Here is a 13,294-nt window from a genome sequence, read left to right as displayed (position 1 = left end):
CTTTTAATTTTTTTAATCTTTTGCCTTTGGCGCGCTTTTCAAACTAAGCCGACGCGCTCTTTGCGTCGGCTTAAGCGCCTAATGGAAGCAAGCTGTGGGCATTGGCGCGCATTTTTGCGCCAATGCCCGCAGCATCCCCATGGGGGTAGAGCTGGCGAGCCAGCACGAACCTGAATAGTTACCAAAAAATTATCATGGAGGTCCAGGAGGAGAGTATCTCCTCCTGGTGGGTGCAGGGCAAAGCTCTGCTGGTAATGTGCGGCGAAGGGGCACTCTTTGGAAGGGCGGACACCCGACAGGCACAGTTTCGCCTGTGGCAACAGTAAGGAAATTGGTAAATGCGCCTGCCCTGTTGTTTTGGGTGGTGAATTGTGACGTTTTTCCGCAATCCTGCCATGTCAAAAGCAGATGTTTAAGCCCCTTTGGCAATCAGGACCGGACAATAAACCTTGCCCAACAAACGTTCCATGACACTGCCCAAAAACACCCGTCCCAAACCGGTACGGCCATGGCTGCCACCAACAATCAAAGCTGCTCCACAACGGTGTGCCTCCTCAGCAAGTGCTTCGGCTGGGGCATCCCCTTCAAGCAGCACACTCTGCGCTGCCACTCCTCCTGCTTTGGCATAGCTCAGCGCACGTTCCAGAGCAGCCTGAGCTCTCTCCACATAGGGTGCATGTTGTTTGTTTTCCACTACGGATACAACATGCAGCATACATCCTGCCTCCTTGGCTAGGGCTGTCGCCTCGATGATTGCCCGTTCGCTGTATACAGAGCCATCGGTAGCCAACAAGATATGGCTGGAGGTGCTCCACAAAGTACCGCCAGCACGAGGTACAACCAATACTGGACGCGGAGCTTGCGCCACCACTCGTGCCGTGGTATCCCCCAGCATCAATCGGGCCAGACCACGGCGACCACGGCGACCCATCACAATCAAGTCGGCGTTGATCTCTTGAGCCGCATCGATAATCTCCTGATGCGGATATTGGCCATGCCTAATCAAAGTTGCACAGCAAACACTTAGTTTATCAAGACGATTTACTAAATCATCAAGAGATTGGCGGACGATTTGCTCCTGATATTGCTGCAGATCTACTGCCAATGCCTCCAACTCTGGGTCAAACAATACTGCCTGCATGGCAGTGATCTGTCCACCAAAACGCTGCACCATGGACACAGCCAGAGCTTCGGCGCCAGAGGCAAATTCTGAACCATCGGTCGCCAGTAAAATATTCTTGAAATGTCCTACAGATAGTGGCTGTTCCATTCTTGTTTCTTCTCCCTTTGTAGAATGTTTCCACATTTAGAGTGGGCAGCACATCGCTGATGCTTTGAGGGAAATATGCGATTCGACAGGTGCTTGTCAACAAAATTCGGCCATCCCCTTTTTGCTATGCCGCTCAGTTGCTCTGCAACTATTTGCATATCCGCTTGTCATCGTTGCCCGATCAACCTATACTGCCCGGCAAGGAGAAAATCTCAACCATGTCTACGCACCCCTCCCCAGATGCCAAAATGGACTGGCGACGCTTTTGCCCGCCAACCCGTTGGTGGCGTCGGGTTAACTCGGAGACCGTAAAAGCCGATCTGCTCGCCGGCTTGACGGGCGCTATCGTTGTGCTGCCTCAAGGCGTAGCCTTTGCGGCTATCGCCGGCATGCCCCCTGTTTATGGCCTCTATACCGGGATGATTCCTGCCATTATTGCGGCACTGTTGGGCTCATCCTGGCATTTGGTCTCTGGCCCTACCACAGCCGCCTCCATCGTTCTCTATTCCCTGCTCAGTTTCCATGCGGAACCTGGAACAGCCCTCTATGTACAATTGGCCATTTCCATGACCTTTTTGGTTGGTTTGACCCAGCTTGCTTTAGGTTTGGCCCGTATGGGGGTGTTGGTCAATTTTGTCTCCCACGCCGTGGTTATTGGTTTTACCTCCGGTGCAGCTCTCTTGATTGCCACCAATCAGATTCGGCACTTTACGGGCATTCCGATTCCCAAAGGGAGTGACTTTGCACAAACCATGAGCTTTTTTTACCAAAACATTTCGGAGTTTAATCCCCATATAGTGACAGTCAGCCTGAGCACATTGTTGGCAGGAATTGTTTTTCGCCGTTTGCTGCCGCGCATACCCTACATGGTGCTTGCTCTGGGAGTTGGTACGCTGCTGGCCTGGTTTTTGGACCCGACTCTGAGTGGTGCCAGCGGCATCAGCCGTGTGGACCCCCTCCCCGCTTCATTGCCCCCCTTGTCACTGCCAGACCTTTCCTGGAGTACTCTGCATGCTCTCGCCCCTGGTGTTGTAGCGGTAACCATGTTGGCTCTGACCGAAGCCATCTCCATTGCACGGGCCATGGCAATGCGCAGTGGTCAGGTAATCGATGCCGATCAAGAGTTTATCGCCCAAGGTTTCTCCAATATCATCGGCAGCTTCTTCTCTGCCTATGTGGCTACCGGCTCCTTCAACCGCAGTGGCCTGAATTTTACCTCTGGTGCCAGAACTCCTTTAGCTGCTGCCTTTTCAGGTATCTTTTTGATTCTCCTGGTCACCCAGGTTGCTGACTGGGCCGCATACCTGCCGCATGCCGCCATGGCCGGAGTGCTCATTCTGGTCGCCTGGGGATTGGTCGATTGGCAGCATATTGTGCATATTCTCCATACCAGCCGACCCGAAACGGCGATTATGCTCACCACCTTTTTTGCTACCCTCTTCTTCAACCTGGAAAGCTCCATTCTTTTTGGGGTCATGCTCTCGGTTGGTCTCTATCTGGCCAGAACCTCGCATCCCAACGTGATCTCACGCATCCCCGATCCCACCCATCCCACACGCCGTTTTGCACTCCCTGGCAATACCCCAGAGTGCCCGCATATCCGTCTGGTGTGGATCGATGGTTCCCTCTTTTTTGCGGCAGTCGGTGCCATTCGCGCACGCCTGGAGGCCATGACCACTGCGCAAACCCATTTGGTGATTGTCGCTTCTGGAATCAACTGTATCGATCTTTCCGGTGCTGAATTTTTGGCTCAGGAGGCACTGTTGCGCCGCAACAGCGGTGGTGGTTTATACTTGGTCCGTCTCAAAGAGACGCCGCTGAATTTGCTGAAACGGGGTGGCTATCTGCAAACCATTGGTGAGGAAAATTTGTTCGGCTCCAAGAGTGCGGCCTTGAAAACCATTTTTTCTCGTCTGGATGCGCAACTCTGCCAGCAATGCCGCCATCCCCTCTTTCAAGAGTGTCCTTTTGCACACCCAACTGCGATACATTATCAGCAAGAGACCGTGCATTCCTCGTGTCCTCTCTAGCCAATCCACAGACGTTTGACAAAAATTCTATTATTAATCCATCTTTAACAATTCCTTAACACAATCTTAATATTTCCCTTGCTATGCTGATCGGCAAATCGGCTACTTGACGATGCTCTTGTTCTGTCAGTGCCTGCATCCTTCCCGCCTTTATTGAGGAGTTGATCATCATGGCTTCCCCTTCACAATCTCCCGGCAGTGTGGCCAAAACCATCACTTGGGGGAGTGTGTCTGTTTTCATGTATGTTCTGCTTTTTTATTATGATAGAGAGCTTTTGCAACTCTCCTCGCAAGGTAGATGGTATTTTATTTTTCCGATCATCATCGCTTTTGCCTTTTCTGTCGTGCACGGCAATTTTACCGCTGAGTTTTGGCGCAGCCTGGGTATCCGCTCCAAAAAATAGTCTGACCAGTTGTCCAATACCAATGGCCATCTAACCCATGGCAGTTTTTCATACAGGTAACTCAATCCATGGAAGCTCTTGATTTTATTCAGTTGGATCTACAGACAGGAATCTATCTCCTGGTCGTCGGTTTTGTGGGTGGTTTGGTGAGTGGCTTTATCGGTTCGGGAGGGGCATTTGTCTTGACTCCGGCAATGATGAGCCTTGGTGTGCCGGGTATTGTCGCAGTCGCCAGCAATATGTGTCACAAATTTCCCAAAGCGCTGGTCGGTGCCATGAAACGGGCCAAATATGGCCAAGTGGATGTAAAAATGGGTTTGATCATGGGCATATCTGCCGAAGCTGGCGTCTTGCTGGGAGCCCATTATCAGGAAGCGATTAAGCATCGTTTTGGTGATGCCGGATCCAATCTCTATGTTTCGGTAGCTTTTGTGATCATTCTGGGTTTGGTCGGAGGCTTTGTGCTACGGGATACCCTCAAAACCTATCAATCGGGTGTCATGACAGAGGAAAAACCCGGCAAATTGGCCTTGTGGATCCAAAGTATCCATATTCCCGGTACCATGGTCTATTTTCCCAGTATTAACGCCCGTATATCGGTTCTTTTTACCATCCCGTTGGGCTTTGCCACCGGCATGCTGGCTGCCACCATTGCGGTCGGTGGCTTTATCGGTGTCCCGGCACAAATCTATATCTTGGGGTTGAACAGCCTGATGGCTTCTGCAACTGAATTGGTGATTGCGTTTGTAATGGGCGTCGGCGGCACCATCAAATTTGCCTGGAGCGGCTATGTCGATATTCGTCTGGCCATGCTCATTTTGGCCGGATCACTGTTCGGTATTCAATTGGGTGCCATTGGCACCACCTATGTCAAACCCTACTTAATCAAATTGGTGATGGCTGTGATCATGCTGACTGTGCTTTTGAGTCGGGCTTTGGTGATTCCTGTCTATTTGTCGCAACTGGATCTTATCAGCCCATTGGCTCCTGAAACCATGTCAGTGCTCAAAAATTCCAGCTTTATCATCATGCTTGCTGCGCTTGCTCTGGGCGCTGGCATCATTATGGCCGCCATGATCAAAGGACGGCGTGAGCATGCACAACAAAGCGGGGAGATGGTCAACGCAACGGCATAAACAATAAGGGGCACGGTGCAGATCCCTCTTGCTTTGGGCCTTTGCCGCCGCCCCTACGCTCTCCCATGAATGTTACAGACGCGATACTCGGGCGCGCAGTGCATGGTCAGCCAAGACCAAAGCCGCCATCGCTTCCGCCACCGGCACTGCACGAATGCCCACACAAGGATCATGGCGTCCGCGTGTCTGGATGATCTGATCCACACCATGAATATCCACCGTGCGCCGTGGTACCATAATGGAGGAGGTTGGCTTGACCGCTAAACGAATGGTTATTGCTTGACCGCTGGAGATTCCTCCCAGAATACCTCCTGCCCGGTTGCTTAAAAATGCCACACCATTGGCCTGTTGTGAATCAGCCACCATCTCATCTACCCATTGCGAACCGCGTGCCTGTGCAGCAGCCATGCCCGCGCCAATCTCCACTCCCTTCACTGCATTGATACTCATCATAGCTTTGGCCAAATCGGCATCTAGGCGATCAAATATCGGTTCGCCCCAACCTACCGGCACTCCGGTTGCCTCCACCTCCAGCAATGCCCCTATGGAATCTCCCTCTTGGCGTATCTGCTCTAAAAGTGCGGTAAATGGTTCGACCATTGCGGCATCGGGAGTAAAAAATGGATTGTTCTCCACCTCCTGCCACTGCCAGCGACTGCGTTCAATTTGCAGATCCCCCATGGCAATCAAGGCACCACGCACCTGTACTCCCCAAGTGGCCAGCAACCGCTTGGCAATGCCACCCGCAGCGACCCGCATGGCCGTCTCTCTGGCCGAAGAGCGACCACCACCGCGATAATCGCGCACCCCATATTTATGCCAATAGGTATAATCGGCATGGCCAGGACGGAAGAGATTTTGAATTTCTTTGTAGTCGCGTGAGCGTTGATCACTGTTTTCGATGTGCAAGCCAATGGGAGTACCGGTAGTCATCCCCTCAAAAACCCCGGAGAGAATGCGCACTTGATCGGCTTCTTGACGTTGGGTGGTAAAACGGCTTTGTCCAGGACGACGACGACCCAAATCGTGTTGCAAATCAGCTTCGCACAAAGGCAAACCGGCAGGACATCCTTCGACAATTGCGCCCAAAGCGGGTCCATGGCTTTCGCCGAAGGTTGTCACACGGAACAGACGACCGATCTGACTGCCGGCCATACCCTTATACTGCTTTCATACCGACAATATGGTAACCCGCATCCACATGCAGCACCTCGCCGGTAATGCCTGAACCCATATCCGACAGCAACATCAAACCTGTTTGTCCCACCTCTTCAATGGTGACATTGCGCCGCAAGGGGGCATTGTCACGATTCCAGTTTAAAATCTCTTTGAAGTCACCGATACCAGCAGCCGCTAATGTGCGGATAGGACCGGCAGAGATGGCGTTGACACGAATCCCTGCAGCGCCAAAATCGGCGGCCAGATAACGCACACTGGCCTCCAGAGCAGCTTTGGCAACACCCATGACATTATAGTGCGGAACAACGCGCTCGGCACCCAGATAGCTCAAAGTCAGAATTGAGCCCCCTTCGTGCATCAGCGGTGCAGCACGGCTGCAGATGGCGGTCAAGGAGTAGACCGAAGACTCCATGGCCACCCGAAACCCTTCACGTGAGGTGTTGTAATAGTGGCCACTCAGCTCCTCTTTTTTGGCAAAGGCAACGGAATGGACGATAAAATCGATGTGTTGCCACTGATCGGCCACTATACGAAACACCTCGTCGATCTCTTCGTCCTGGTTGAGATCGCATGGCAAAACCAATTGTGAACCCAATTGTGTTGCCAAAGGACGCACCCTTTTTTCCAGTGCCTCCCCCAAATAGGTAAAACCCAGCTCTGCACCCGCATCACGGCAGGCCCGGGCGATACCCCAGGCAATGCTTTTTTCGTTGGCCAGACCAAAAATCAGCCCCCGTTTACCATCCAGAATGCCCATGCTACAACCCTTTGTCTACTGAATAAACAATCCCGATGATATGTGATAAACCAGTTGCGTCACCCTGTCAACCGACACATTAAAGAAACCCGTGCAATGGCAACCCTTGAGGTTGCGTTTATTTGGGTAACAGTTCTGTATGCACCTTGGCAGGACTCTGTCGGAGAAGATTTTCCATATACTCTTGCTCTTTGCGCTGCATTGCTTCACGTCGTAACGCCTTAGCCAGCCCCTCCTTCACTTGCTCAAAAGAGGGAGTCGGAGCCATCTCCTTTTCCAACATTTTAAAAATATGCCAACCCATGGCAGTGCGCACCGGAGGATAGACTTCGTTGGCAGCCAGACTGATAAACAGCGGGGCCAATTCCGGCAATAATTTATCGCCACTGACCCATCCCATATCACCGCCCTTTTCAGCACTTTCACTGTGCTGGGAATATTTTTTCGCCAGATCGGCAAACTTCATCTTTTTCTGCAAAACCTCTCCGTAGATACGGATGATCTCTTGCTGTGTGGCACGATTTTTCTGCTCATCGCCAGCGCTCGTCACCGGCAGAAATATTTGTGCAACATGGACTCGTTTCAAAGCACGAAGCTGCGCTTTGCTCTTTTCATAAGCCTCCTGCAACAAGGCATCAGAGGGAAAATCGTTGCCTGTTTTAACCTGGTCCACAACATATTGATTGAGCAGAATCTGCTCGCTGGCTTGGCGCATTGCGGTAGCCACTTCTGCTTTTTTATCCAAACCACTTTTACGTGCTTCCTGCAGCAGATAGAGGCGAATCACCTCCTCCTGCACCAGACGGGCCAACAGATTTTGGTTGGAGAGTATGGCCTGACGCTTTTCTGTAGGCAGGGCGGCAAGCAAACTTTGTAATTGTGCCTTGCTCAAACGAGCATCACCCATTTCCGCAACTATGTTTTCCTCCCGTTCTGCAGCCACTGCAGGCTGGAAAAGTGTGGCGTGAGCCAGGCAACCCATAGCCAAAAAGGAGAATAGTGTACTCTTTGCCATACGAATGTTCTGCATTGCATCCATCCACAATCAGGTTGGAGATTTCCGGGAATACTGATAAAAATTGCGTCCCCTACTCGACGGTAACGCTTTTGGCCAAATTGCGTGGTTGGTCCACATCGGTACCTTTCAAAACCGCAATGTGGTATGCCAACAGTTGCAACGGTGCCACATAAACAATCGGTGTAGCAAATAAACCGCTGGGGGGTATGTTCAGGATCACCTCAGCTTCGGCAACTGGATCCGTACCCACTGTGGTCAAAAGCAGTAAACGACCACCACGTGCCTTGGCCTCCTGCAAATTGCTGATAACCTTATCAAACAAAATACCGCGTGGTGCCAAAACCACGACAGGTAGATGTTCATCGATCAGAGCGATTGGCCCATGTTTCATTTCGCCTGCAGCATAGCCTTCCGCATGAATATAGGTGATCTCTTTCAGCTTTAACGCCCCTTCCAAAGCGACAGGAAAGGTGGTACCACGTCCCAGAAAGAGAAAACCCGGTGCGTGCATCCAGCGGCGTGCAATTGCCAGTATAGCATCATCCTGCAACAGCACCTGCTCCATTAAAGCGGGAATGTGCAATAACTCTTCTACCCATTGTGCTTCTTGCTTGCTATCAATCTGCCGACGCTCTTTGGCAAAAGCCACTGTCAAACAGGCCAGCGCCAAAAGTTGGGTGGTAAAGGCTTTGGTCGATGCCACACCAATCTCTGGACCCGCCTGCGTATAGAGAACGCCATCGGCTTCACGGGCAATGGTTGATTCTGGCACATTGACTACTGCCAACACAGGTTGCCCTTGTTGCTGCGCATAGCGTAATGCTGCCAATGTATCGGCCGTTTCACCGCTTTGCGAAATAACAATGACCAACACCCCTGGCAAGGTTGGTGGCTCGCGATAGCGGTATTCAGAGGCAATATCAACGTTGACTGGAATATGTGCCAACTGTTCCAGCCAATAGCGGGCAACTAATCCGGCATGCCAAGAGGTACCACAAGCAACAATATTAATTGCTTGCACTGCTGAGGGATTAATATGTGCAAGGGTATCTTCCAAACAGACAGTCCGCTGTACGGCATCAATTAAACCTTTCAATGTCTCGCCAAGAACGGTTGGCTGCTCAAAAATCTCCTTTTGCATGTAGTGCCGATAGGGCCATTTATCGGTGAAAGCAGCACTGACCTGGGAATATTTGATGGGGCGATTTTGTACAGTACCCTGCAAATCGGTTATGATGACTGTTTCACGACTCAGCAAAACCACATCATTATCCTGCAGGAAGATCATTTTACGTGTATAGGGTACCAATGGGGAGGCGTCTGAAGCGATAAAATTTTCGCCATCTCCCACACCTACGAGCAACGGAGAACCCCTGCGCACTGCAAAAAGGCACTCTTCACCGCGAATCAAAATACCCAAGGCAAATGCCCCTTCCAGTTGCCGAACTGCAGCACGCACTGCATCCGCAGCGGACAAGCCTTGTTTAAGAGCCCGTTCAATCAAATGTGGCACCACCTCTGTGTCGGTAGCCGATTGAAAGTGAACCCCCTCCTCTTGCAACTGTTGGCGTAGATGTTGATAGTTCTCAATAATCCCATTGTGGACCACAGCAACTCGTGCCGAGGTATGAGGATGCGCATTTTCTTGCGTTGGTGGACCATGGGTCGCCCAGCGGGTATGACCAATCCCGATTGGTCCGCTGCAGGGTGAATCAGCCAAATATTCTTCCAGTCGAATCAATTTACCTTTTACTCGCGCCAACTGCAGATGCGAATCCTGCAGTACAGCAATGCCGGCAGAATCATAGCCACGGTATTCAAGACGTTTTAGTCCCTCGACCAGAAGCGAGGTCGCGTTACGTTCACCAATTACTCCAATAATTCCACACATGGATAGAAAACCTGTCGAGCAAACGAGTTATCCGTGCTGCAGCAGGGGCTCTACAGCAAACGCAGTGAAGGAAATATGTTCTTTTCCCGGAATAAAGAAAAACGCACTATCACTGACTTCTGCACCTTGACCAAACACACTCATTGCGGTCGCTTTTTATGCCAATGGGCTATATGAGTTTGTGCTGTGCGTGAGACAGCTAGAGCTTCGGCAGGCACCTCCTTGGTAACTGTTGTGCCTGCTCCAATCACCGCCCGCTCGCCGATGCGCACTGGTGCCACCAATTGCGTATCCGAACCGATAAAGACACTATCCTCGATGATGGTTTTATGTTTGTGCTGACCGTCATAATTACAAGTAATCGTTCCGGCACCTACATTGACATTGCGACCCATGGTGGTGTCGCCGATATAGGAGAGATGGTTGATTTTGCTGCCTTCGCCGATATGGGCCTTTTTTAGTTCACAAAAATTTCCCACACGTGCTGTCTCCGCCAAAACCGTACCAGGTCGCAACCGGGCATAGGGACCGATTTCGTTGTTGCCATCGAGTACCGCCCCTTCCAGATGACAAAAACCCTTGATCCGGCAACCTGAACCAATTTGACTGCTGCGAATCTCACAAAAAGGGCCGATCCAACACTCTTCACCAATTACCGTTTCACTTCCCAAAATGACATTTGGTTCAATAACAGTATCTTGTCCTATGAGCACATCACTTGCCAGCCAACAGGAGCTGGGATCGATAAAGGTTACCCCCCTACTCTGCCACTGTGCCACCAGACGATCACGTAAGAGTTTTTCCAATACTGCCAATTGTTGCCGATCATTGACACCAGAAAGGCTCAGAGCCTCTTCATGAAAAACTACTCCGGCACACTTTTCCCGCACGGCTAGTGCCAGCAAATCGGGTAAATAATACTCTCTTTGCGCATTGTTCGCTGAAATCTGCTGCAACCAATGAGGTAAGCGTAACAAGTCAACACAGTAGATACCACTATTGACCTCTGTAAGTGCTTTTTCCACTGCAGAAGCATCTTTCTCTTCCACAATACGCTGTAGCAGACCCGCACTATCACGCACAATTCTGCCATAGCCGGCAGGATTATCCAGCTTTGTACTGACAACAGTTACCCCATTTTTGTGTTGCCGATGCCATTGCAGCAAACTCTTCAGCATAGTCAGCTCGATGAGTGGCGTGTCACCACTCAAAATAAGCAACTCACCCTGTTGCCCCGCAAGATCTGGTAAAGCACAGCTTACAGCGTGTGCAGTTCCCAACTGCTCAGGTTGAAAAACCCACAATATACCTTCATCAGGAAAAGCGGCTTGCACGCGCTCAGCTTGATGGCCGACGACCACAACCAAGCGCTCCGGTAATAATTGACGAACGGTATGCAGAATATGGCCGAGCAGTGGACGACCAGCCAAGGGATGCAAAACTTTTGCAAGTGAAGAGCGCATCCGGGTACCTTGCCCGGCTGCCAGGATCAGGACGGCACAACTTTCCATAAGCCAAGTACCCACTGGTACTGAAAGTAAACTGCCGGATTCATAGAAAGCAAGTTTCCTGAATCCGGCAGAAGAGTAAATCTACATAAGAAGTAACTATTCACCACCCAACACAACTGCGGGTCCAGGGAGGGCACCTCCCTGGCCGGGTCCAGGGATCGAATCCCTGGGATTTTGCTTTTAATCTTTTGCCTTTGGCGCACCTTTCACAACAAGCCGACGCGCTTTTTGCGTCGGCTTAAGCGCCTAATGGACGAAAGCTGTGCGAATTGGTGCGCATTTTTGCGCCAATTCGCACAGCATCCCCATGGGGGTAGAGCTGGCGAACCAGCACGAACCTGAATAGTTACCATAAGAACAGTGTCGAGCATTTACTGCACGTCTGCAATAAACCATGAAATTCGGTCAAGAAGAACGATGCAGATATTGCTGGTGCACATCCAAACACAGTTCGGCGAAGGCTAGGCGTTTTTTCCAAAATTTATTGGTGCTCTCTTCATCACGAGAGGCCAATTCTGCATCGCTTGCTGCCCTCTTTTCTGCCTCAACTGCTGCTACATTCACACTATCCCAACACTGCAAACGATCCGCCAAAATCGTGGTCCGATCGGGTAAAATCTCTGCATAACCGCCAGCTATAGCATATCGGACTGCCTCTTTACCCTCTCCAACAGTCAATACACCTGCTGTCAGCAGAGAAACCAGAGGTGTGTGTCCGGGTAACACACCAAAATATCCTTCTGCCCCAGGAACCGTCAGCATCACCTCTGCTTGCGAGAGGACCAGTTTTTCTGGAGTAACCAGATCAAATTGAAAGGTGACAGCCACGTATTCTCTCCTGAATCAAGCGGTCAAGCCGCTGGTTGCCACTAATTTATCCATTATTCAGAAGCCAATTTACGGGCTTTTTCCACAGCATCATCGATGGTGCCAACCATGTAAAAAGCGGCTTCTGGCAGATTGTCATGCTTGCCCTCAACAATCTCTTTAAAGCTGCGGATCGTCTCTTTCAAAGGAACATAGACACCTTTTTTGCCAGTAAACGCCTCAGCAACATGGAACGACTGGGAGAGAAAACGTTGAATTTTCCGCGCCCGATAAACGGTCAATTTATCCTCTTCGGAGAGTTCATCCATACCCAAGATTGCGATAATGTCCTGTAAGGATTTATAGGTTTGCAGAACCTCCTGAACAGAGCGTGCCACATGATAATGCTCTTCACCAACCACCTGAGGATCAAGAATGCGCGATGTAGAGTCCAGAGGATCGACCGCAGGATAGATACCCATTTCAGCAATTTGACGCGACAACACGGTAGTCGCATCCAAGTGGGAAAATGCGGTAGCCGGAGCAGGGTCAGTCAGGTCATCAGCAGGCACGTAGATGGCTTGCACTGAGGTAATCGAGCCATTTTTTGTGGAAGTGATACGCTCTTGCAGTGCACCCATATCTGTAGCCAGGGTGGGTTGATAACCCACAGCCGAGGGGATACGACCCAGCAGAGCGGAAACTTCTGAACCAGCTTGGGTAAAGCGGAAGATATTATCGATAAAGAGCAACACATCCTGGTTAGCCACGTCACGGAAATATTCAGCAACGGTCAGACCAGTCAATGCGACGCGCGCACGCGCTCCAGGAGGTTCATTCATCTGCCCATAAACCAAGGCACTTTTTGAATTTTTCCAGTTGTGGGGATCGATAACCTTTGACTCGATCATCTCACGGTAGAGGTCATTACCTTCACGGGTGCGTTCACCAACACCGGCAAAGACCGAATAACCACCGTGTCCCATGGCAACATTATTGATCAATTCCATGATGAGAACGGTCTTGCCGACCCCTGCACCACCAAACAGACCAATCTTTCCTCCCTTTGCGTAAGGAGCCAACAGGTCAACCACCTTGATGCCGGTCTCCAGAATTTCTGCTTCTGTGGATTGATCCGCAAAGACCGGTGCCGGACGGTGAATGGGAAAATAATCACTGGTCTGCACTGGGCCCAGTTTATCCAGCGGATCACCGACCACATCAATAATCCTGCCCAGGGTTGGATTGCCGACAGGCACCTTAATTGCGTCTCCGGTATCGAGAACCGGAT

12 protein-coding genes are annotated in these 13,294 nt (G+C 50.9%); 4 read left to right on the top strand and 8 right to left on the bottom strand.

The window, feature by feature from the left end; translation table 11 throughout:
• Positions 1-194: 194 nt before the first annotated feature.
• The gene (locus EJP87_RS18810) at positions 195-326 is read left to right on the top strand and encodes a hypothetical protein (RefSeq protein WP_265332112.1); all 132 of its coding nucleotides are present in this window, start codon (positions 195-197) and stop codon (positions 324-326) included.
• An 86-nt stretch (positions 327-412) separates the two neighbouring features.
• On the opposite strand, the gene EJP87_RS08220 is transcribed toward EJP87_RS18810, so the two are convergent.
• A complete protein-coding gene (locus EJP87_RS08220) occupies positions 413-1,270 on the bottom strand; it encodes a universal stress protein (RefSeq protein ID WP_193771238.1) in 858 nt (285 codons plus the stop codon).
• Between the two features lie 218 nt (positions 1,271-1,488).
• Here EJP87_RS08220 and EJP87_RS08215 point away from each other — a divergent pair, with 218 nt between their 5' ends.
• The 3 genes from EJP87_RS08215 (at position 1,489) to EJP87_RS08205 (ending at position 4,840) form a co-directional block, all read left to right on the top strand.
• The gene (locus EJP87_RS08215; RefSeq protein WP_227657533.1) at positions 1,489-3,300 is read left to right on the top strand and encodes a SulP family inorganic anion transporter; all 1,812 of its coding nucleotides are present in this window, start codon (positions 1,489-1,491) and stop codon (positions 3,298-3,300) included.
• A 170-nt stretch (positions 3,301-3,470) separates the two neighbouring features.
• Entirely contained in the window at positions 3,471-3,704 is a 234-nt protein-coding gene (locus EJP87_RS08210) for a hypothetical protein (RefSeq protein ID WP_130471381.1), read from the top strand.
• A 68-nt stretch (positions 3,705-3,772) separates the two neighbouring features.
• Entirely contained in the window at positions 3,773-4,840 is a 1,068-nt protein-coding gene (locus EJP87_RS08205) for a sulfite exporter TauE/SafE family protein (RefSeq protein ID WP_130471380.1), read from the top strand.
• Between the two features lie 72 nt (positions 4,841-4,912).
• Here the strand turns inward: EJP87_RS08205 and aroC are convergent, their stop codons facing one another.
• From aroC to atpD, 7 genes are all read right to left on the bottom strand, one after another.
• Complete coding sequence (aroC, locus tag EJP87_RS08200) at positions 4,913-5,995, bottom strand: chorismate synthase (RefSeq protein ID WP_130471379.1); 1,083 nt, start codon at positions 5,993-5,995, stop codon at positions 4,913-4,915.
• A 4-nt stretch (positions 5,996-5,999) separates the two neighbouring features.
• Positions 6,000-6,776, bottom strand: a complete 777-nt coding sequence (locus EJP87_RS08195) for an enoyl-ACP reductase FabI (protein WP_130471378.1) — start codon at positions 6,774-6,776, stop codon at positions 6,000-6,002.
• Between the two features lie 118 nt (positions 6,777-6,894).
• Complete coding sequence (locus EJP87_RS08190; protein WP_193771237.1) at positions 6,895-7,806, bottom strand: peptidylprolyl isomerase; 912 nt, start codon at positions 7,804-7,806, stop codon at positions 6,895-6,897.
• Positions 7,807-7,864: 58 nt separating this feature from the next.
• A complete protein-coding gene (gene glmS / locus EJP87_RS08185; protein ID WP_130471376.1) occupies positions 7,865-9,685 on the bottom strand; it encodes a glutamine--fructose-6-phosphate transaminase (isomerizing) in 1,821 nt (606 codons plus the stop codon).
• A gap of 140 nt (positions 9,686-9,825) precedes the next feature.
• Entirely contained in the window at positions 9,826-11,196 is a 1,371-nt protein-coding gene (gene glmU, locus EJP87_RS08180; RefSeq protein ID WP_130471375.1) for a bifunctional UDP-N-acetylglucosamine diphosphorylase/glucosamine-1-phosphate N-acetyltransferase GlmU, read from the bottom strand.
• A gap of 405 nt (positions 11,197-11,601) precedes the next feature.
• Complete coding sequence (atpC, locus tag EJP87_RS08175) at positions 11,602-12,024, bottom strand: ATP synthase F1 subunit epsilon (RefSeq protein ID WP_130471374.1); 423 nt, start codon at positions 12,022-12,024, stop codon at positions 11,602-11,604.
• Between the two features lie 53 nt (positions 12,025-12,077).
• Positions 12,078-13,294 (bottom strand): F0F1 ATP synthase subunit beta (atpD, locus tag EJP87_RS08170; RefSeq protein ID WP_130471373.1); only part of this gene is annotated, 1,217 nt, incomplete at its 5' end.

Origin of the sequence: Candidatus Magnetaquicoccus inordinatus (genome assembly GCF_004217665.1) — a bacterium.
GTDB lineage: Bacteria > Pseudomonadota > Magnetococcia > Magnetococcales > Magnetaquicoccaceae > Magnetaquicoccus > Magnetaquicoccus inordinatus.
Note: the sequence above shows the minus strand (reverse complement) of the source record. Positions and strands in the feature narration are given on the sequence as shown.